We start from the raw sequence: 20,166 nt of genomic DNA, 5'->3' as shown, positions 1-20,166 counted from the left end.
GCAGGATCGAGCCGTGAACCGCTCCACCGAACTGGCCCTCGGCGTCCTCGCCGACGAGCTCCTCGGCGACCCGCACCGCTATCACCCGGTGGCCGGGTTCGGCACCGCGGCACTGGCTCTCGAGGCCAGGATGTACGCCCCGTCGAAGTTCCGGGGCGCCGCCCACACCGCGATCCTCGTGGGCGGCGCCGCGGCGCTGGGGTACGCGGCGCGGAAGGTCCCCGGCGCCACCGCGATCGGCACGTGGGCCGTCGTCGGGGGAGCGGGACTGCGGAGGGTCGGCGCCACGCTCGGTGCCGACCTCGAGCGCGACGACCTCCCCGCCGCGCGAGCCCTGCTGCCGAGCCTCTGCGGCCGCGACCCGTCGGTCCTCGACACCGCCGGACTCGCCCGGGCCGCCACCGAATCCGTCGCCGAGAACACCTCCGACGCCGCGGTGGCTCCGCTGTTCTGGGGCGCCGTCGCAGGCCTCCCGGGCCTGCTCGCGTACCGCGCGGCGAACACGCTCGACGCCATGGTCGGCTACCGCAACGACCGGTACGCCGAGTTCGGCTGGGCGTCCGCCAGGCTCGACGACGCTCTCAACTACGTGCCCGCCCGGCTGGCGGGTGCCGTCACCGTCGCCCTGGCCCCGACGGTGGGCGGGGCACCGTCGGACGCCCTGCGCGCGTGGCGGAACGACGCACGCAAGCACCCGAGCCCCAACGCGGGCGTGGCGGAGGCGACGGCGGCCGGGGCGCTGGGGCTGCAGCTCGGCGGCTGCACGCAGTACGCGCACGGCGTGGAGCTGCGGCCGACACTCGGCGACGGCCGGGCGCCGGAGCCGGGCGACCTGCGGCGGGCAGCGGCCCTGTCGCGGAACGTCGAGTTCGGCGCGCTGGTCGCTACTGTCCTCTGCGTCCGTACCGGTCGGCGAGCCTGGCGGCGCGCGCGGCCTCGGGCGTGATCTCGGGCGCGTCCTCGACGACCTCGGCACCGTCGACCGGGGCGGAGGGGTCCGCCGTCCCCGCGTCGAAGACCGCCTTGTCCTCCCGGCGGCGCTTGACCTCGGCCCACACGAAGTAGCCGATCGCGAGCGGCGCCATGATCCCGAAGGCCAGCCACTGCAGGCCGTACGACAGGTACGGCCCGGCGTCGAGCATGGGCAGCGGCACGGGGTCGAGACCGCCGGGCTGGTCGTCGCTGAGGTTGAGGTATCCGGGGGCGAGGGTGATGCCCTGAGCAGGCCCGATGGCCGCCGGATCGATCGCGAACACCTGCAGGTAGCCGCCCTCGGTGCGCGGGCCCCGCGCCGGATCGGTCTGCTCCGGGGCGCGGACGCGGGCCTGGATCGTCACGACGCCCGACGGTGGCGGCGCGAACTCGGGCACCACGCCGCCGGTGGGCGTCGCGACGAAGCCGCGGTCCACGAGGTAGGTCGCGCCGTCGCTCGCGGCGAACGGGACCAGCACCTCGTACGCGGGCTTGCCGTCCTGATTGCGGAGCCGGGCGAGGGACTGCTGGTCCGCGCGGTACTGCCCCGTGAGCACGACCTTGCGCCATTCCGCGTCCTTCGGGACCGTCGTGCGGCCGCCGAGCAGCTGCGCGGCGGGCACGGGCGTCGCGTTCACGGAGTCGGTGATGGCCTGGTTGCGCTGGCTGGTGGAGCTGTTCTTGCCGAGCTGCCAGGGCGCGAGCACCGACCAGCACAGCGCGGTGAAGGCCAACGCCGCGATGGCGAGCGCGATCCACCGCGGCTGGAAGACCACCTTGACCCAGTTAGGCAAGGCGCTCTCGCGTCCACTCGAGCATTCCCGGCATCGAGGCCTCGACCTGCGCCAGCGTGGTGCGGAAGTCGTCGTGGTCGCCGTAGAACGGGTCCGGCACGCTCTCGTGCGAGGCGTCGGGGTCGAAGCTGCGCAGGAGCCGCAGTCGTTCGTCGGGAACGCCGCGACCGCGCAGCGGAGCCACGTGCGAGCGGTGCAGCGCGACCACCAGGTCGGCGCCGAGATGGTCGTCGGTGATCTCCGCGGCGCTGTGCCCGGTGGCGTAGCCCGCCTCGGCGAGCACGTCCTGGGCGCGGGAGTCCGCCGGGGCACCCTCGTGCCAGCCCTCCGTGCCGGCGCTGGTGACCCGCACGGAGGCGGCGAGCCCGGCGTCGGCCACCGCCTGCTCGTAAACGATCCTGGCGATCGGTGACCGGCAGATGTTGCCGGTGCACACGAACGTGACATGCAACGGGGTACTCACCCCACCATCTTGCCCGACCGCGGCGAGGCGCGAATCCGGTGTGGTCGCCGCCGGCCCGCCTACGCTGGCAGCCATGAAGCTGGCTGAGGTCATCGAGATGCTCGATCAGGCGTATCCGCCGCGACTCGCGGAGGGGTGGGACAGCGTCGGGCTGGTGTGCGGAGACCCGGCGGCCGAGGTGGAGCGGGTGCTCGTGTGCGTGGACGTGACGGCGGACGTGGTCGACGCGGCGCTCGCCCGCGACGCGCAGCTCGTCATCGCCCATCACCCGCTGCTGCTGCGGGGCGTGGACACGGTGGCCGCGAGCACCCCGAAGGGGGCGCTGATCCATCGGCTGATCCGCGGCGGCTGCGCCCTGTTCACCGCGCACACCAACGCCGATCGCGCGCGGGGCGGCGTCAACGACGCCCTCGCGGCGACCCTCGGGCTCCAGGTCACCGGCCCCGTCGAGTACCTGGACGCGCAGCCGCGCTTGGACCGCTGGGGCGTCATGGTCCCGCCCGCACAGGCGGACGAGGTCCTCGCCGCGATGTTCGAGGCCGGAGCGGGCGAGGTCGGCGAGTACTCCGAGTGCGCCTGGCGGGTCGACGGTGTCGGTCAGTTCCGGCCCGGCGCGTCGGCGAATCCGGCGATCGGCGCGACCGGCGAGCTGACGACGGTCGTCGAGACCAGGGTCGAACTGGTGGCCGCCCGCGGCCGCCGCGCCGAGATCCTCGCCGCGTTGCGCGATGCCCACCCCTACGAGGAGCCGGCCCACGACGTGATCGAGCTCGTGGACGGCGATCGGGAGTGGGGCCTGGGCCGCGTCGGCGCGCTGCCCGAGCCGCTCCCGCTCACCGCGTTCACCGAGCACGTCGCGAACGCCCTCGGCGCGCCCGCACGGGCCGCCGGTGATCCCGGCGCGCTGATCCGCACCGTCGCGGTCTGCGGCGGCGCGGGCGACTCGCTGCTGGGCGCGGTCGCGCGGCTCGGCGTGGACGCCTACGTGACCGGCGACCTGCGGCACCACCCCGTCGACGAGCACCTGCGTGCGGGCGGACCTGCGCTGATCGACGCCGGGCACTGGGGCACCGAATTCCCCTGGTGCGGAGCTGTCGCCGAGCTGCTCTGGCCCTTCCTCGAGGTCGCGGTGCACGAGCCGCCCACGGATCCGTTCACGGTGCGGGCCGCGCCCGCGGCGGATGCGTAGAGTGGCGCAGATGAACGCTGATCCGGCCGCTCAGAAATCCCTGCTCGACCTCGCGGAGGTCGACGCCGAGATCTCGCGGCTCGCCCACCGCACCACGCACCTGCCGGAGGACGCCGAGATCGCGGAGCTCGAGAAGCGTGCGACCACCGAGCGCGACGAGTCCGTGCGCGTGTCGATCCTCGTCGAGGACCTGGACCGGGACATCGCCAAGGTCGAGAAGGAGGTCGAGCAGACCCGCCTGCGCGAGCGCAAGGACCGCGAGCTGCTGGCCTCCGGCGCGGTTCCGGCCAAGCAGCTCACGGAGATCGAGCACGAGCTGCGCGGCCTGGAGCGGCGTCAGTCCGTCCTCGAGGACGAGGAGCTGGAACTGATGGAGAAGCGTGAGGCGGTCGAGCTCGACCAGCAGCGCGCCGAGGCCACGGTGAACGCCACGAACGAGGAGATCGCCGGCGTCGCCCGCCGCCGCGAGGAGGCGATGAAGGACATCGCCGTCGCGCAGGCGCGCACCGCCGCGTCCCGCGCCGAGCTCGTCGCCACCCTCCCGGAGGATCTCGCCGCCGAGTACGAACGGTGCCGGGCCGCCTCCGGTACGGGGGCGGGGCTGCTGCAGGCCCGACGGTGCGGCGCGTGCCGCCTCGAGCTGGACCGGGGCTTCCTCGACGCCGTGGCGCGCAAGCCGGCCGACGAGGTCGTGCACTGCGACGAGTGCGGCGCGATTCTGGTGCGCACCTTCGAATCCGGTCTGCCGCAGGGTAAGCCGGAAGAGTGACCGGCGCAGGCCAGCGCGGCGGCTGGACCGTCTCGGCGCACGAACCCACCCGCCTGATCCTGCTGCGGCACGGCCAGACCCCGGCGTCCGTCGGCCGGCTGTACTCGGGCCGAGGCAATCCGTCGCTCACCGAGCTCGGCCATGAGCAGGCGCGCTCCGCCGCGGACCTGTTGCGGGACACGCACATCGACGCGATCCTGTCGTCGCCGCTGGAGCGCGCCCGCCAGACGGCGGAGGCGGTGAACGCGACCCGGGGGCTCACCGTCGACATCGAGGACGGGCTGATCGAGACGGACTTCGGTGCGTGGGAGGGGCTCTCGTTCGGCGAGGCCCGCGAGCGCGATCCCGAGCTGCACGGCCGCTGGCTGGGCGACACCACCGTTGCGCCGCCCGGCGGGGAGAGCTTCGATGAGGTCCATGCGCGCGTCGCCGCGCTGCTGGAGCGGGTCGTCGTCGACCATCCCGGCCGTACCCTGCTGATGGTCTCGCACGTGACACCGATCAAGACCGCGCTGCGCATCGCGCTCGATGTGGGGCCGCAGCTGCTCTACCGGCTGCACCTGGATCTCACCTCCGTCTCCGTCGCCGACTTCTACCCCGACGGCGGGGCGTCGGTGCAGCGGGTCAACCAGGTATCCTGGTCGGCGCGGACGAGCTGACCGGGCGGCCGCGGCATCGGGAACGGCTGGGTGACCAGTACGCCCGGGTCGAGGAAAGTCCGGACTCCACAGGGCAGGGTGGTTGCTAACGGCAACCCGGGGTGACCCGCGGGATCAGTGCCACAGAGAACAGACCGCCCGGGCTTCGGCCCGGGTAAGGGTGAAACGGTGCGGTAAGAGCGCACCAGCGCGGCGGGTGACCGCCGCGGCTCGGTAAACCCCACCCGGAGCAAGGTCGAAGGCGCCACCTCACGGTGGCGCTGCGCGCGTGTTCGAGGGCTGCTCGCCCGAGCGTGCGGGTGGACCGCTCGAGGCACCCGGCAACGGTGTGTCCAGATGGATGGTCGCCACCCCGGCGCAGCGATGCGGCGGGGGACAGGATCCGGCTTACACGTCAGCTCGTCCGCCCACCATCGACGCCGATCGCGCGGCGGGCCCGCGCGGCGGACCGGCGCTAACCTGATCCGATGGACCTCTCCGTGCTCTCCTGCGGCCTTCGTGGTCATGTCACCTACGCGCCCGACGAGACGCACCTGCGCGAGCGCGTCCGCACCGACACCCCCGAGGGCGAGGCCTGGCGCTGCCTGCGCTGCGACGACTTCGTGGTCGGCGATCCGCACGGCTCCGGGCCGGCGGGGCACGCACCGTCGGTCCCGCGCGGACGGGCGCTGCGGGACGAGCTGATCATGCGCTTCCTCGCGGTCGAGCGGGTGCTGCGCGGCCTCGTCTTCGTCGCCGCCGGCGTGGTGGTGTGGCAGTTCCGCGACTCGCGGGTGCACCTGCGGGAGGTCTTCCAGGAGAAGCTGCCGGTGCTCAGTCAATTGGGCTTCAACGTGGGCGAGTCGAAGATCGTGCACACGGTGGACAGGGCGCTCGGGCTCTCGGGCACGGCCCTGATGTGGATCGCCGTCGCGCTGGTGGCGTACGCGGCGATCGAGCTGATCGAGGCCGTCGGCCTGTGGCTCGGCCACCGTTGGGGCGAGTACTTCGCGGTGATCGCGACCTCGGCGTTCCTACCGCTCGAGATCTACGAGATCAGCGAGAAGGTCACGGTGCTGCGCGCCGGCGCGCTGCTGATCAACATCGCGGCCGTCGTGTGGCTGGTGTGGAGCAAGCGGCTGTTCGGGGTCAACGGCGGCGCGGCGGCGTACCGGGCGGAACGGGAGTCCGAGAGCGTCCTGACGGTGCGCCGCGCCGGCGAGTAGGTTGCAGAGGTGCCCGAATCGAACGCCCGCGAGGCCGTCATCGCACTGCTCGAGAAGCTGCCCGGATCGACCGTGGACACCGTCGCCCCCGGCGCGCTCGCCCCCGACGGGGTCACCCCGATCCCCGAGATCGCCTGGGGCGACACCTTCGTCTACTACACGCCGAACGGCGAGCCCGGTGTCATGCCCTATCTCACGATCATCACCAAGGACTATCCGGACGACGCGGGCTCGCGCCTGGACCGCGCGGGCGCCTTCCGGCTCAACGCGAACGTGGGGCGCGAGGCCTTCGCCGAGCTGATCGGCTACCCGCCCGCCGAGCACGCCGCGCGGGCAGGGGAGTGGGACGACGCCGCCGACGGTGCCGTGATCCCGCATCCGTTGTACGCCAAGCTCGGCTGGGTGTCCGTGGTGAACCCCGGGACCGGGCCCGACGTGGTCGCGCTGATCGAGCGCGCCCACGCCCACGCACAAAACCTGTAGAAACCTGTCAGTGGTCCGCACTAGCGTGTGGTCCATGACACACGGTGGGAGCGGTGACTGGGCGATCGAAGCCATCGGCCTGGTGAAACGGTTCGGTGACTTCACGGCGGTGGACGGGGTCAGCTTCCAGGTGCCCCGGGGGTCGGTCCTCGGCGTGCTCGGGCCCAACGGCGCGGGCAAGACGACCACGGTGCGCATGATGACCACGCTGTCGCCGCCCACGGAGGGCACCGCGCGCATCGCGGGGTACGACGTGATCGAGAACCCGATCGAGGTGCGCCGCCACATGGGCCTCACGGGCCAGGCCGCCACGGTGGACGAGATCCTCACCGGGCGTGAGAACCTGGCGATGATCGGCGGCCTCTACGGCATCCCACGGGCTGCGCTCAAGCGGCGCAGTGCCGAGCTCCTCGAGCAGTTCTCCTTGACCGCGGCGGGCGATAAGCAGGTCAAGGCCTACTCGGGCGGCATGCGCCGTCGGCTCGACCTCGCCGTCAGCCTGCTCACGGCCCCGCCCGTGCTGTTCCTCGACGAGCCCACCACCGGCCTCGATCCGCGCGCCCGCTCCGAGCTGTGGGACGTGCTGCGCACGCTCGTGGCCAACGGCACCACGCTGCTGCTCACCACGCAGTACCTGGAGGAGGCGGATCAGCTGGCGAACGAGATCATCGTGATCGACAAGGGCAGGATCATCGCGCAGGGCACCCCGCTGCAGCTCAAGGAGCGTGCGGGCGCCGCCAGCCTCGTGCTCACGGTGTCCGCCGCGGCGGACCTGCCGCGGGCCCGGTCCATCCTGGCGCAGCTGGGCGGCGAGGTCTTCGTGGACGAGGGAGCGCGCCGGATCAGCAGCCCGGCCGGCGGCCTCGACGATCTGAACCGGGTCGCCGCGCTGCTCGCGGAGAGCGGGATCGGTGTCGACGATCTGGGGCTCTCGCGGCCTAGCCTCGACGATGTCTTCCTCTCGCTCACCGGTCACCGCACCGAGACCGACACCACGCACACCGAGGAGGCATCCGCATGACCGCCAGCACCGCGGCCGGCGTCGGCGGCGTCGAGACGCATCAGACCAGTCTGTGGCAGCAGTCCTGGATCATGGTTCGCCGCAGCATGATCCACACCAAGCGCATGCCCGAGATGCTCTCGGACGTCACGATCCAGCCGATCATGTTCACCGTCCTGTTCGCGTTCGTCTTCGGCTCCGCGATCCCCACCCAGGGCGTGTCCTACCGCGAGTACCTGCTCCCGGGAATCCTGGGGCAGACGATGGTGTTCACCTGCTTCGTCGTCGCGGGCGGCCTGACCACTGACCTGGAGAAGGGCGTCATCGACCGGTTCCGGTCGCTGCCGATCAGCCGGGCGTCGGTCCTCATCGGGCGCAGCATCGCGAGCCTGCTGCACTCGTCGATCGGCGTCGTCGTCATGTGCCTGACGGGCCTGGCGATCGGCTGGCGCATCCGGACGAACCCTCTGGACGCGATCCTCGGCTTCGTCGTGCTGCTGGTCTTCGGCTTCGCCATGATCTGGTTCGGCATCCTCGTCGGCTGCCTGATGCAGTCGATCGAGGCCGTCAACGGCTTCATGTTCGCCACCATGTTCCCGATCACCTTCCTCTCCAACGCCTTCGTCCCCACCGCGGGCATGGCGCCGTGGCTGCGGGCGATCGCGGAGTGGAACCCCGTCTCCTCCCTGGTCCAGGCCATGCGGCAGCTGTGGGGCAACGATCTGCCGCTGCGCGAGGGCGCGCCATGGTCGCTGCAGCACCCCGTGCTCGCCACCGTGATCTGGTCCGTCGTGCTCACCGCCGTCTGGGCGCCGCTCGCGGTGCGGGCGTTCAACCGGCGCACCGTCGATTAGGCTCGGGGCGTGATCGGAGAATCCCTGCCCCCGCGCATCACCGAGCCCGGCCGCCGCGCCGAGCTGCTCGAGAGCGGCGCCATCTACACCGCCCAGCGTTCCGTCCGGGGCGACGCCGTCAGCCCCGACCGCCGGCTCAAGTTCGACGGGGTGGCCCGGTACCTGCAGGACACGGGGCAGGACCACCTGCGCCACGTCGACTACGAGGTCGTCCACCCCTACTGGGTGGTGCGGCGCACCGTCATCGAGATCCTCGAGGGCGGCGAGCAGCCGGACATCCTCACCGTCGAGCGCTGGGGCTCGAAGATGGGCTCGCGCTGGTGCAACGTGCGGATCGGCATCGACGGGCAGAAGGGCACCCGGATCGAGACCGAGGCCTTCTGGATCAACTTCAACATCGACACGCTCACCCCCTCGGCGCTCAGCGAGACCTTCCTGAGCACCTTCGGCGCGGCCGCCGAGCCGGGCGTGCTGCGCTGGAAGCAGTGGCTGGACCCTAAGCCGCACCCCGACGCCGTCGAGGTGCCCTTCCTCCTGCGCGCCGCCGATCTCGACATCATCCAGCACGTGAACAACGCCGTGTACTGGACCGCGCTGGAGGAGGCGCTGGCCACCCAGCCGGACCTCCGCGAGCGGCTCCCGCTGCGCGGCATCGTCGAGCACAACTCCGCGCTGCAGCTCGAGGACGAGCCCCGGCTGCTGGCACACCGCGAGGGTGACGTGCTGTACGTCTGGTTCATGGCGGGGGACCGCACCGCCGCGGCGATGAGCGTCGAGGCGCTGGCGGAGTAGGCGCATGCCCGGGATCCCGATGCGCGGCCCCGTCCCGTCCAGTGCCGTCGACTTCGGTGCGGTGCGCGCCGAGTTCGAGCTGGTCGAGCAGTTCCCCGCCGATGCACAGGCCGCGGCGGACGCCGCGTCCGACCGGCTCGCGGCGGGCCGCGCGGACCGTCGGGACATCGAGTTCGTGACCATCGATCCGCCCGGGTCCAAGGACCTCGACCAGGCCGTCCACATCGCGGCCGACGGCGACGGCTACCTCGTGCACTACGCGATCGCCGATGTGGGCGCGCTGGTCGAGCCGGGCGGCCCGCTCGAGGCGGAGACCCGCCGACGGGGCCAGACGATGTACCTGCCCGACGGCTCGGTTCCGCTGCACCCGCGATCACTGTCGGAGGGCGCGGGATCCCTGCTGCCCGAACAGGACCGGCCCGCCGCGCTCTGGGAGATCCGGCTCGACGCCGCGGGCGAGGTGCGTTCGGCGACCGTGCAGCGCGCCGTCGTCCGGTCGCGCGCCCGGCTGGACTACGCCGGGGTGCAGGCGGATTTCGACGCCGGCCGGGTGCATCCGAGCGTCGCGCTGCTGCCCGCGGTCGGCGGGTTGCGCGCCCGCTGGGGCCGCGCGCACGGCGCCATCGACCTGCGGCTCCCCGCCCAGGAGGCGGTAGAGGGCCCGGACGGCTGGACCGTGCGGATCGAGCCGCGCACCGACTTCGACGCCTTCAATGCGCAGATCTCGCTGCTCACCGGGGTGTGCGCGGCCGCGATCATGCTCAAGGCCGGCGTCGGGCTGCTGCGCACGCTGCCCGCCGCGCCCGCCGCTGCGGTCGCGGATCTGCGCCGCACCGCCGCGGCGCTCGGGCAGGAGTGGCCGGACGACGTCCTCGTCGGCGACTTCCTGGCGGGCCTGGACGTGAACACCCCGCAGGGCCTCGCCGTCATGACCGATGCGGCGCGCCTGCTGCGCGGCTCGGGCTACGCCGCGTTCGGGACCGATGCCGCGCCGCAGCCTCCCGCGGACGCCGGGCACGCGGGGGTGGGGGCGCCGTACGCACACGCCACCGCGCCGCTGCGGCGGCTCGCGGACCGGTACGCCACCGAGGTGTGCCTCGCCGCCTGCGCCGGCGAGCCCGTCCCGGACTGGGCCCGCGGCGCGCTCGACGAGGTCGCCGAGATCATGCAGCGCACCAACTCCTTGGCCAGCAAGGTGGATCGCGCGTGCATCGACCTCACCGAGGCGGTGATCCTGGCGGGCCGCGTGGGGGAGGACTTCCCGGCGATCACGATGCGCGCGGACCAGGTGCTGCTCGACGATCCGGCGGTCATCGCTCCGTGCACCGGTGGGCCGCCGGAGGGCGCCCGGGTCACGGTGCGCCTGGAGACGGCGGACGTGACCACCCGAAAGGTGTCTTTCGCGTACCGGACGCGCTAGTTTGGGCGCATGAGCCGCCGCCTCGTCCTCATCCCCGCCCTCGCAGCACTGGTCGCGCCGCTCGTGCCGGCCCTGATCGCCGCTCCCGCCTCGGCCGCGCCGACGTGCGCGGACTACACCTTCATCGGCGCCGCCGGCTCCGGCGAGGGGGGTGAGGCCGGCGGACTGGGCCCGACGGTGAACTCCGCCGCGCAGGCCTTCGCCGCCCGCGCCCGGGCCGCCGGCAAGACGGTGGCGATCCGCCCGATCTACTACCCCGCGGCGCCCGTGCCCACCAGCCTGGACAAGCTCGGAGGGTTCCTGGCCAGCATGAACACGGGCGCGGCGAACACGCAGGGCGATGTGAACATCGTCCTCAAGGCCTGCCCGTCGACGAAGATCGTGCTGGTCGGCTACTCCCAGGGGGCCGCGGCGGTGCACCGCGCCCTGCAGCGCCTCGGCGACACCAAGCAGATCGTGGCCGCCGGCCTCATCGCGGATCCGGACCGCATCCCGAACGACACGACCCGCTACCTGGGCACCGCCCCGCGGACGCAGGGCATGGCGCAGGCCTCGGCACTGGTCAGCGGCGCGAACCCCGCCCCGCTGCCGGCGCGCACGGGCAGCCGGACGATCACGATCTGCAACACGGGCGATCCGGTGTGCCAGTGGACCGGCAACCTCGGCGACACGGTCGTGAACTCGCACAGCTCGTACTCCGGCGCCGACATCGGCGGCAGGGTCGCGAGCATCGCCGGTCTCTAGGCCGCGGCGCCCCTAGCGGAGCCTGCGGAGCAGCGCGGGCAGGCTGTCGCGGGCCTGCGCGGCCCGCCGTTCCTCGATGGCGTCCACCCGGCCGAGCCGGAACGCGATCGACGGGTCGGTCGTCTCGGCCGCCAGGTCGGCGATGGCGTCGCGGGCGATCGTGGCGTCCTGGAACTCGCCGAGCCGGCCCTGCACCTTCGCCAGGCCCTTGACCTCGGATCGCAGGTCGCCGCGCACCACCGGGTCGACGACGGCCGACGCGTAGCGCAGCCGCTTGGCGTGTTTGCGGATCGCGTGCACGTCGTGGTCGGTGCACGCCGGGTCGGCGAGCAGGACGACGGACTGCCGCGCGAAGGACCGGATCCGCTTGTCCAGCAGCGGCGCCAGGCTCTTGACGGCGGGCTGCTCGGCGCGCTCGCGCAGCGGCGGGTCCGCGATGAACGCGTCGATCGCGTCCAGCAGCACGAAGTACCGGTCGGAGTCCAGCGCCAGATCGACCCGGCCCCAGCCCCGGGCCTGCGCCGCGTGCTGCCGCTGCGCCAGCACCGCTCCGGCGCCCCCGAACTCGCCGGCCGCGTCGAGGGATTCGAACCGCTCGGCCAGCACCTCGGCGTCGCGCACGGCGCCCAGGATCGACGCCAGGAGCTTGAGCTCCGAGCTCAGCGCGGCGCGGGCGGGCCCGTCGAAGAACCCGGAGAACTCGGTGAGCACGCTGCGCAGCTGGCGCGTGGCGATGCGCATCTGGTGCACCGAATCCTCGGCGCGGGCACGGACTCTCGGGTCCTCCTGCAGGAGCTTGTCCCGGTACGCCGCGAGCGCGGCGGTCAGCAACTGCCCGGCGCTCGCGTGCGCGATCCGCCTCGGAAGCCGGACCGGGACCCGGGCCACGTCGGCGTCGATGGCGCGCGCCAGCTTCGACGCGGCATCGGGCCGCTCGCCACCCGCGGCGCGCAGCGCCCGGTCGACGGCGATCGCCGCCTTGCGGCCCAGTGGGGTGTCCGGAACCTCGAACTCCCACTCGCGCCAGGTCTTCTCGGGGCCGTCGGGGAGCAGGGAGACCGAGTGCACGTGGTCGTCGACGAACTCGCCGACGAGCTCCCCGTCGACCGCGTGGCAGTAGGTCGTGTGCCGCTCGTTCTCGACGATGGCGATGGGGGCGAGGGCGCGCCCGCGCACCAGGGCGCGGACGCGCTCGACGAGCTCCGCGGGGATGTCCTCGCCGCCCAGCGGGAGTTGTACCTCGCGACGGTCGGCACCGTCGGGCAGCTTGAGGTGCCACCCGTCGTCCTTGCCGCCCGTGCGGCGGCGCAGCGTGATCCGACTCGCGGCCAGGTCCAGGGCGTCGGTGTCGTAGTACACCGCCACCAGGTGGAAGACCTGGTCGGTCGTGACGTGGTCGACGCCGCGCACCGCGGTCAGCGCGGGCGCCACGGTGTCGGCGCCGACCTCGTACTTCGTCTCGATCTCACGCTGCTCCGGCATCGGTCAGCCCTTCGCGAATCGGTCGGTGGCCTCGATGAGCGCTGAGCGGATGCCCGGCTCGAAGGCCGAATGGCCGGCGTCGGGCACCATCACCAGATCGGCGGTGGGCCAGGCGCGGTGCAGGTCCCACGCGCTGCGCGCGGGGCACACCACGTCGTAGCGGCCCTGCACGATCACGCCGGGGATCCCGGCGAGGCGATCGATGTCGCGCAGCAGCTGCCCCTCGTCGAGGAAGCCTCCGTGCACGAAGTAGTGGTTCTCGATCTGGGCGAAGGGGATCGCGAACCGCGGGTCGTCGGCGTCGGCGGAGCTCTCGGCCGTGTTGATCAGGTGGCTGGTGCTGCGCTCCCACATCGACCAGGCCTTCGCCGCGCGCAGCGCCACCGCCTCGTCGTCCGAGTGCAGGAGCCGGTGGTAGGCCGCGATCTTGTCGGCCGACGGTGCCCGGTCCGCCTCGTCGAGCGGGGCCAGGTAGTGCTCCCAATTGTCCGGGAAGACGTGGGAGGCACCGTCGTTGTAGTACCAGTCGAGCTCGCTGCGCCGGAGCAGGAAGATCCCGCGCAGCACCAGCTCCGTGACCCGCTCCGGGTGGGCCTGCGCGTACGCCAGGCCCAGCGTGGAGCCCCACGATCCGCCGAACACCTGCCATCGGTCGATGCCGAGGTGCTCGCGGATCTTCTCGATGTCCGCGATGAGATGCGGCGTGGTGTTCACCGCCAGCCTGTCCGCCAGCGAATCCCCCGCTCCCGACGGCGGATCCGCGAGGTTCGGCTTGGACTGCCCGCACCCGCGCTGGTCGAACACGACGATGCGGTACACCGCCGGGTCGAAGAAGCGCCGGCACTCGGGGGAGGTGCCGCCGCCGGGCCCGCCGTGGATGAACACCACGGGCTTGCCCTCGGGGTCGCCGCTCTGCTCCACGTGGAGGAGCTGGCCGTCGCCCACGTCCAGCAGCTCGGTGCTGTAGGCCTCGATCTCGGGGTAGAACTCTCGCATCAGAATCCGTGCTCCGGTCCGGGGAACTCGCCCGAGGCGACCTCCGCCACGTACTCCTGGGCGCCGCGCAGCAGCTCGTCGCCGATGTTCGCGAACCGCTTGACGAAGCGCGCGGTGCGGCCGCGGTTGAGGCCGGAGAAGTCCTGCCACACCAGTACCTGGCCGTCGCACTGGTTGCCCGCGCCGATCCCGATGGTGGGGATCGAGATCTCCTGGGTGACCTGCGCGGCCACGTCCGAGGGCACCATCTCCAGCACCACGGAGAAGGCGCCGGCGGCGTCCACGGCCTTCGCATCGAGGCGGATCTTGTCGGCCGCCGCATCGCCCCGCCCCTGGACCCGGTTGCCGCCCAACGAGTTCACGGACTGGGGCGTGAAGCCGATGTGCGCCATCACGGGGATGCCGCGGCGCTGCAGGAACTCGATGGTGGGTGCCATGTGCATGCCGCCCTCGAGCTTCACCGCCTCGGCGCCGGCCTTCATCAGCTTCGCGGCGCTCCGGTAGGCCTGCTCGGGCGACTCCTCATAACTCGCGAAGGGCATGTCCGCCACCACGAGTGCGTACCTCGTGCCGCGGCGCACCGCGGCCGTCATCGCGGCCATCACGTCCAGCTCCATAGGCAGCGTGGAGTCGAACCCGTACACGGTGTTCGCTGCGCTGTCGCCGATGAGCAGGGCGGTGACGCCGGCCTCGTCGAAGATCGAGGCGGTCATGTGGTCGTAACTGGTGAGCATGGCCCACTTCTCGCCGCGCTCCTTGAGCTCGGCCAGGTGGTGGATGCGCACCTTCTTGCGGGGCGGCCGCTCGGCATCGGGCGCAGTGCCGGATCCGCCTCCGTACAACGGGTTCTCGCTCATGGATCTCTCCCTTTCACAGTCCCAGCCGGTGTCTCCGGTCCGGGCAGTCTCAGGTCCGGCGCTCAGGCCGGGTCGTGCCAGCGGTTCGTGACGGGCATCCGTCGATCGCGGCCGAAGGCCTTCGGCGTGATCTTGGGACCCAGCGGGTACTGGCGCCGCTTGTACTCGGCGCGGTCCACGAGCCGGGCCACCTTGCGGATGAGCTCGGGCTCGTAGCCCGCCTCGGCGATCTCCGCGACGCCCTGGTCCTGCTCGACGTAGCGGCGCAGGATGTCGTCGAGCACGTCGTAGTCGGGCAGCGAATCGCTGTCCTTCTGCCCGGGCCGCAGCTCGGCCGACGGCTCCTTGGTGATGGAGTTCTCCGGGATCGGCGGCGTCTGCCCCCGTTCCACCGCGACCGCGTTGCGCCACCGGGCCAACTCCCACACGAGCGACTTCTCGACATCGCGGATGGGGGCGTAGGCGCCCACGGCGTCGCCGTAGATCGTCGAGTAGCCCACGGCCAGTTCGCTCTTGTTCCCGGTGGCGAGCACGAGGTGGCCGTCCAGATTGGACAGCGACATCAGCGTCATGCCGCGGCACCGCGCCTGGATGTTCTCCTCGGCCAGGCCGCTGAGGTTCAGCTGCCCGACGAAGGCCTCCACCATGTGCTCGATCGGCTCGAACCGGAAGTGGATGCCCATCCGCTGCGCCTGATCCGCGGCGTCGTCCTTGGAGTGGTCGGAGCTGTACTTCGAGGGCATGCCCACGCCGTACACGTTGTCCGCACCCACCGCGTCGGCGGCGATGACGGCCACGAGGGCCGAGTCGATGCCGCCGGACATTCCCAGCCCGACGGTGCGCCCGCCCACCTTGTGCACGTAGTCCCGGGTACCCGTGACCAGGGCCGCCCAGATCTGCGAGAGCTCGTCGAGCTCGGACCAGCCGATGACCTGCTGCGGGTACTGCGCGTTGGGCCGAGCCGGAAGCGACACCGTCTCGACGGTCCAGCCGTCGACCGATTCCGCCGTGGGGCGCCCCAACGGGCGGACCTCCGCGACCTGTGTGAACTCGATGAACTGCGGCCCGACGGCGGGCGCGCCGTCGGCGTCCAGGATGAACGAGTCACCGTCGAAGACGAGCTCGTCCTGCCCGCCGACGAGGTTGACGTAGATCACGGGCGCCCCGCCCTCGGCCACGCGCTGCGCGACCACCTCGCGCCGCTGCGCCGGCTTGCCCACCTCGAAGGGGCTGGCGTTGAGGCAGAGCACCGCGTCCACGCCGAGCTCGCCCAGCCCGGCCACGGGACCGTCGGGCCACCAGACGTCCTCGCAGATGGCCAGGCCGAGCCGGACCCCGTCGACGTCCAGGACCACGAGCCGGTCGCCGGGCGTGAACCAGCGCTTCTCGTCGAAGACCCCGTAGTTGGGCAGGAAGTGCTTGTCGTAGCGCGCCACGAGCTCGCCGCCGTGCAGCACGCCGGCGGCGTTGCGGGCGCCGCCGGTGGGGTTCGTGCTGGTCTCGGGGGCATCCGGGTCGCGGTCGAGGAAGCCGACGACGACGATCAGGTCGCCGCAGCCGGCGTCGTCGAGGGCGCGGGCGAGGCGCTGCACGGCCTGCCGCGAATCGACGGCGAAGGACCGGCGCAGCAGCAGATCCTCGACGGGGTAGCCCGTCAGGGCCATCTCGCCGAACACGGCGACCTGCGCGCCGCTCTGGGCGGCGTCCCGGGCGGCGGCAGTGATGCGAGTGACATTGGCGTCCAGGTCGCCCACGACGGGGTTGATCTGGCATGCCGCGACACGAAGGGGCGTCATGGCTCAACCCTAGCGTCCCGGGAACCGCGCCCGCCGCGTGGCAGGATCGACAGGGTGAAGGCCAGGAAGCTCCCGTTCGCCGCGCTCGCGGTCGTGTCCGTCGTCGCCCTTGCGGGATGCTCGGTCCAGATCGCGGGCAGCCCCGCACCGTCGGACAGTTCGACGGTGGACGGCGGCCCGGCCGAGCCCACGAGCACCGTCCCGGGCGCCCCGTCGGGCCTGCAGAAGTACTACGGGCAGCGGCTGTCGTGGGGGTCGTGCGCCGAGATGGCGCGCGCCGACGACATCGACGAGTACGACAAGACCAAGCTCGAGTGCGCGCGCCTCACCGTGCCGATCGACTACAACGATCCGGGGTCGGGGCAGACGAGCCTCGCGGTGGCGCGGGTCAAGGCCACCGGGCAGAAGCAGGGCTCGCTGCTGATGAACCCGGGCGGTCCCGGCGGCTCCGGCGTGCAACAGATCGCCGGCAAGTCGCTGGAGGCCGACAAGCTGCCCATCGCGCAGACCTTCGACCTGGTGGGCTGGGACCCGCGCGGCATCGGCGCGTCCTCGCCCGCGGTCAAGTGCTTCAGTGACGAGCAGCGCGACGAGAACCGGCTCTCCACCATCGGCTACGACAACTCCCCGGCGGGCATCACCAAGCAGGAGGAGTTCAACAAGTCGCAGGCCGATCTGTGCGCCGAGAAGATGGGCAAGAAGTTCCTCGAGCACGTCGGAACCGCGGACACCGTCCGTGATCTGGACGTGCTGCGGGCCGTGCTCGGCGACGAGAAGCTGACCTACCTCGGGTACAGCTACGGCACGTTCATCGGCGCGATCTACGCCGAGACCTTCCCCGAGAAGGTGCGGGCCATGGTGCTCGACGGTGCCGTCGACCCGGCGGAGGATCCGATCGAATCGTCGATCCAGCAGATGGCCGGGTTCCAGACGGTGTTCGAGGACTGGGCCAAGGACTGCGCCAAGTACCCGACCTGCCCGGTGGGCACCGACCCGTCGAAGGCCACGGAGCGCTTCCAGCAGCTGACGCGCCCGCTCATCGACAAGACGGTGCGCGGCCAGGGCGGCCGGCAGCTGAGCTACAGCGACGCGACCACCGCCACCATCCAGGCGATGTACGCCACGCAGCTGTGGGAGCCGCTGCGGCGCGGCCTGACCGGCCTGCAGAAGGGCGACGGCTCACTGCTGCAGCGCATCGCCGACCTCTACCTCAACCGCGACGAGCTGGGCCACTACTCGCCGATGATGGACGCCAACACCGCCATCAACTGCGTCGACGGTCCGGCGGTCACCGATCCCGCCGACCTGTCGCGCCTCGACTCCGGGATCCGCAAGGCGGCGCCCTTCCTCGACGACGGCCGCGGCACCGGTCGCGCCGCGAAGGGCACCTGCGCCTTCTGGGCGGCGGCGCCCACGCTCAAGCCGCACGAGGTGCACGCGGTCGGCGCTCCCAAGTTGGTCGTGATCTCGACGACGCACGATCCGGCGACGCCCTACGCGAACGGCGTCAGCCTGGCCAAGCAGCTCGGCGCGTCGCTGATCAGCTACGAGGGCAGCCAGCACACCGTCTCGCTGGAGGGCAATGCATGCGTCGACGGTGCGGTGGGCGCGTACTTCCGGAACCTCACGATCCCGCCGGCCGACCTGCGCTGCACCGCGTAGTCAGGAGTTCGTGGCGATCACGCTGATCGCGAAGATCAGGCTGTCGCCGGGCGCGATGCCGGCGTCGGGCTCGCCCTTCGGATAGGCCTGCGCGGCGGGGATCGCGGTGACGACGGCGGCGCCGGCCCGCTGTCCCACGAGCGCGGCCCGGAATCCCGGGACGAGATCCGGCAGCGCCATCTCCGCGGAGGTCGCACGGGCGAAGGCGTCGTCGAAGACCGCGCCCGTCCGGCCGTTGACGCCCTGGTAGCAGAGGGTCACGACGGACTGTTCGGTGACGGTCTGCCCGGTCCCGGTGTGTGCGGTCTCGGTGTGCAGTCGATCGACCTGAAAGGGCGTGGTGACGGTGATCCTCGGCGCCGAGTCGGCGGCCGGCGCGACGACCGACGCGCTCCCCGTGACTCCGGCCAGCGTGATCGTCCGTGCGTTCTCCGCGGGCGCGGACGTCGGACACGCGTCGATCGAGTGGGCGCGACTGCTGCTGCCGGCGGAGTGCTTCTCCGATGCCGCGCCGCAGCCGGCGATCCCGACGAGCGCCGTGGCGCAGGCTGCGGCGGCGGTGAGCCGAGCGAACGGTGTGTACACGTCCCGGACCCTAGCGCGGAAGTCCCCTCCGGTGATCCACGCCGGTACGACAAGCCCATATGTAACACGCCGTTAACACCTTCTCGCCTAGGGTCGTGAGCATGGATCGGCAGCAGGAGTTCGTGCTTCGCACCATCGAGGAACGGGACATCCGCTTCGTGCGGCTGTGGTTCACCGATGTGCTCGGTTTCCTCAAGTCCGTGGCGATCGCGCCCGCGGAGCTGGAAGGCGCGTTCACCGAGGGCATCGGCTTCGACGGCAGCTCGATCGAGGGCTTCTCCCGCGTCTCGGAGGCCGACACCGTCGCCAAGCCCGACCCGTCCACCTTCCAGGTGCTGCCCTGGACCAGCGGAGACGGGGAGATGCACTCCGTCCGCATGTTCTGCGACATCGCGATGCCCGACGGGACGCCGTCCTGGGGCGACAGCCGGCACGTGCTGCGGCGCCAGCTCAACCGCGCCGCCGATCTGGGCTTCTCCTGCTACGTGCACCCGGAGATCGAGTTCTACCTGCTGTCCAAGGAGTCCGGGCCGCACGGCATGCCGATCCCCGCCGACACCGGGGGCTATTTCGACCAGGCGGTGCACGAGTCGGCGCCGAACTTCCGGCGCAAGGCGATCGAGGCACTGGAGGCGATGGGGATCTCCGTCGAGTTCAGCCACCACGAGGCCGGGCCCGGCCAGCAGGAGATCGACCTGCGCTACGCCGACGCACTCTCGATGGCCGACAACGTGATGACCTTCCGCTACCTCGTCAAGGAGGTGGCGATGACCGAGGGCGTCAAGGCCTCGTTCATGCCGAAGCCCTTCTCGGTCCACCCGGGTTCGGGCATGCACACCCACATGAGCCTGTTCGAGGGCGACTCCAACGCCTTCCACGACCCGGACGACGAGCTGCAGCTCTCGGCGACGGGCAAGGCCTTCATCGCCGGCATCCTGCACCACGCGCCCGAGATCTCCGCCGTGACGAACCAGTGGGTGAACTCCTACAAGCGCCTGGTGACCGGGGACGAGGCGCCGACCGCCGCCACCTGGGGCGCAGCCAACCGCTCCGCGATGGTGCGCGTGCCGCTGTACACGCCGAACAAGTCCAGCAGCCGCCGCATCGAGGTCCGGTCGCCCGATTCGGCGTGCAACCCGTACCTCGCGTTCGCGGTGCTGTGCGCCGCGGGCCTGGCCGGTATCAAGGGCGGATACGAGCTGCCCGAGGCCGCCGAGGACGACGTGCGGCAGATGACGGCCCGCGAGCGCCGCTCGATGGGCTTCCGCGACCTCCCGTCCGGCCTCGACGACGCCCTCGTCCTCATGGAGAAGAGCGAGCTCGTGGCGGAGACGCTGGGGGAGCACGTCTTCGAGTACTTCCTGCGGAACAAGTGGGCGGAGTGGAACGACTACCGTTCGGTGGTCACTCCGTTCGAGCTCGACCGCTTCCTCTCCCTCTAGGG

At 71.9% G+C, this 20,166-nt stretch carries 20 protein-coding genes and 1 other RNA gene; 14 read left to right on the top strand and 7 right to left on the bottom strand.

Annotated elements, in window-relative coordinates:
• The first annotated feature begins 13 nt into the window (after positions 1–13).
• Positions 14–946, top strand: a complete 933-nt coding sequence (locus HF999_RS18500) for a cobalamin biosynthesis protein (RefSeq protein ID WP_068569273.1) — start codon at positions 14–16, stop codon at positions 944–946.
• On the opposite strand, the gene HF999_RS18495 is transcribed toward HF999_RS18500, so the two are convergent.
• Both HF999_RS18495 and HF999_RS18490 read right to left on the bottom strand, forming a co-directional pair.
• Positions 885–1,766, bottom strand: coding sequence for an SURF1 family cytochrome oxidase biogenesis protein (locus HF999_RS18495; RefSeq protein ID WP_168547317.1), 882 nt, complete (start codon positions 1,764–1,766; stop codon positions 885–887). The two genes, HF999_RS18500 and HF999_RS18495, sit on opposite strands and share 62 nt — an antisense overlap.
• Positions 1,759–2,229, bottom strand: a complete 471-nt coding sequence (locus HF999_RS18490; protein WP_168547316.1) for a low molecular weight protein-tyrosine-phosphatase — start codon at positions 2,227–2,229, stop codon at positions 1,759–1,761. The genes HF999_RS18495 and HF999_RS18490 overlap by 8 nt, the downstream gene beginning before the upstream one ends.
• A 73-nt stretch (positions 2,230–2,302) precedes the next feature.
• On the opposite strand from HF999_RS18490, the gene HF999_RS18485 reads away from it, so the two are divergent.
• The 11 genes from HF999_RS18485 (at position 2,303) to HF999_RS18435 (ending at position 11,344) form a co-directional block, all read left to right on the top strand.
• A complete protein-coding gene (locus HF999_RS18485) occupies positions 2,303–3,418 on the top strand; it encodes a Nif3-like dinuclear metal center hexameric protein (protein WP_168547315.1) in 1,116 nt (371 codons plus the stop codon).
• 10 nt (positions 3,419–3,428) lie between these two features.
• On the top strand, positions 3,429–4,187 hold the full coding sequence (locus tag HF999_RS18480) for a zinc ribbon domain-containing protein (RefSeq protein ID WP_168547314.1): 759 nt from the start codon (positions 3,429–3,431) through the stop codon (positions 4,185–4,187).
• Positions 4,184–4,846 carry a histidine phosphatase family protein gene (locus tag HF999_RS18475; RefSeq protein WP_168547313.1) on the top strand — a complete coding sequence of 221 codons (663 nt, stop codon included), beginning with the start codon at positions 4,184–4,186 and terminating at the stop codon, positions 4,844–4,846. The genes HF999_RS18480 and HF999_RS18475 overlap by 4 nt, the downstream gene beginning before the upstream one ends.
• Positions 4,839–5,252: RNase P RNA component class A (rnpB, locus tag HF999_RS18470), an RNA gene on the top strand. Before HF999_RS18475 ends, rnpB begins: the two co-directional genes overlap by 8 nt.
• A gap of 61 nt (positions 5,253–5,313) precedes the next feature.
• Complete coding sequence (locus HF999_RS18465; protein WP_168547312.1) at positions 5,314–6,051, top strand: DUF2127 domain-containing protein; 738 nt, start codon at positions 5,314–5,316, stop codon at positions 6,049–6,051.
• A gap of 9 nt (positions 6,052–6,060) precedes the next feature.
• Positions 6,061–6,534, top strand: a complete 474-nt coding sequence (locus HF999_RS18460) for a DUF6194 family protein (protein ID WP_210733945.1) — start codon at positions 6,061–6,063, stop codon at positions 6,532–6,534.
• 34 nt (positions 6,535–6,568) lie between these two features.
• The gene (locus HF999_RS18455) at positions 6,569–7,555 is read left to right on the top strand and encodes an ATP-binding cassette domain-containing protein (RefSeq protein WP_168547311.1); all 987 of its coding nucleotides are present in this window, start codon (positions 6,569–6,571) and stop codon (positions 7,553–7,555) included.
• The gene (locus tag HF999_RS18450; protein WP_376766504.1) at positions 7,546–8,388 is read left to right on the top strand and encodes an ABC transporter permease; all 843 of its coding nucleotides are present in this window, start codon (positions 7,546–7,548) and stop codon (positions 8,386–8,388) included. The genes HF999_RS18455 and HF999_RS18450 overlap by 10 nt, the downstream gene beginning before the upstream one ends.
• Before the next feature lie 9 nt (positions 8,389–8,397).
• Positions 8,398–9,180 carry an acyl-[acyl-carrier-protein] thioesterase gene (locus tag HF999_RS18445; RefSeq protein WP_312854199.1) on the top strand — a complete coding sequence of 261 codons (783 nt, stop codon included), beginning with the start codon at positions 8,398–8,400 and terminating at the stop codon, positions 9,178–9,180.
• Between the two features lie 4 nt (positions 9,181–9,184).
• Positions 9,185–10,600, top strand: a complete 1,416-nt coding sequence (locus HF999_RS18440) for an RNB domain-containing ribonuclease (protein ID WP_168547309.1) — start codon at positions 9,185–9,187, stop codon at positions 10,598–10,600.
• A gap of 9 nt (positions 10,601–10,609) precedes the next feature.
• Positions 10,610–11,344, top strand: coding sequence for a cutinase family protein (locus HF999_RS18435; RefSeq protein WP_168547308.1), 735 nt, complete (start codon positions 10,610–10,612; stop codon positions 11,342–11,344).
• A 12-nt stretch (positions 11,345–11,356) separates the two neighbouring features.
• Here HF999_RS18435 and HF999_RS18430 read toward each other — a convergent pair whose 3' ends face one another.
• The 4 genes from HF999_RS18430 to HF999_RS18415 all read right to left on the bottom strand — a co-directional run bounded on the left by HF999_RS18430 (position 11,357) and on the right by HF999_RS18415 (position 16,475).
• Entirely contained in the window at positions 11,357–12,826 is a 1,470-nt protein-coding gene (locus tag HF999_RS18430) for a CYTH and CHAD domain-containing protein (RefSeq protein ID WP_168547307.1), read from the bottom strand.
• A 3-nt stretch (positions 12,827–12,829) separates the two neighbouring features.
• Positions 12,830–13,822, bottom strand: coding sequence for a prolyl aminopeptidase (pip, locus tag HF999_RS18425; RefSeq protein ID WP_168547306.1), 993 nt, complete (start codon positions 13,820–13,822; stop codon positions 12,830–12,832).
• Positions 13,822–14,679 (bottom strand): 3-methyl-2-oxobutanoate hydroxymethyltransferase, encoded by an 858-nt coding sequence (gene panB, locus HF999_RS18420; RefSeq protein WP_168547305.1) that lies wholly within the window; start codon positions 14,677–14,679, stop codon positions 13,822–13,824. The genes pip and panB overlap by 1 nt, the downstream gene beginning before the upstream one ends.
• Before the next feature lie 62 nt (positions 14,680–14,741).
• A complete protein-coding gene (locus HF999_RS18415) occupies positions 14,742–16,475 on the bottom strand; it encodes an NAD+ synthase (protein ID WP_168547304.1) in 1,734 nt (577 codons plus the stop codon).
• A 54-nt stretch (positions 16,476–16,529) separates the two neighbouring features.
• Between HF999_RS18415 and HF999_RS18410 the strand changes: the two genes are divergently transcribed.
• Positions 16,530–18,137 carry an alpha/beta hydrolase gene (locus tag HF999_RS18410; protein ID WP_168547303.1) on the top strand — a complete coding sequence of 536 codons (1,608 nt, stop codon included), beginning with the start codon at positions 16,530–16,532 and terminating at the stop codon, positions 18,135–18,137.
• Here HF999_RS18410 and HF999_RS23080 read toward each other — a convergent pair whose 3' ends face one another.
• The gene (locus tag HF999_RS23080) at positions 18,138–18,722 is read right to left on the bottom strand and encodes an FKBP-type peptidyl-prolyl cis-trans isomerase (RefSeq protein ID WP_168547302.1); all 585 of its coding nucleotides are present in this window, start codon (positions 18,720–18,722) and stop codon (positions 18,138–18,140) included.
• Positions 18,723–18,823: 101 nt separating this feature from the next.
• Here HF999_RS23080 and glnA point away from each other — a divergent pair, with 101 nt between their 5' ends.
• Entirely contained in the window at positions 18,824–20,164 is a 1,341-nt protein-coding gene (gene glnA, locus HF999_RS18400) for a type I glutamate--ammonia ligase (protein WP_168547301.1), read from the top strand.
• Positions 20,165–20,166 lie beyond the last annotated feature (2 nt).

This window comes from Tsukamurella spumae (assembly GCF_012396015.1).
In the GTDB taxonomy this organism is placed as follows: Bacteria; Actinomycetota; Actinomycetes; order Mycobacteriales; family Mycobacteriaceae; genus Tsukamurella; species Tsukamurella spumae.
The sequence above is the reverse complement of the archived record's forward strand: the minus strand, read 5'-3'. Positions and strand labels throughout refer to the sequence as shown.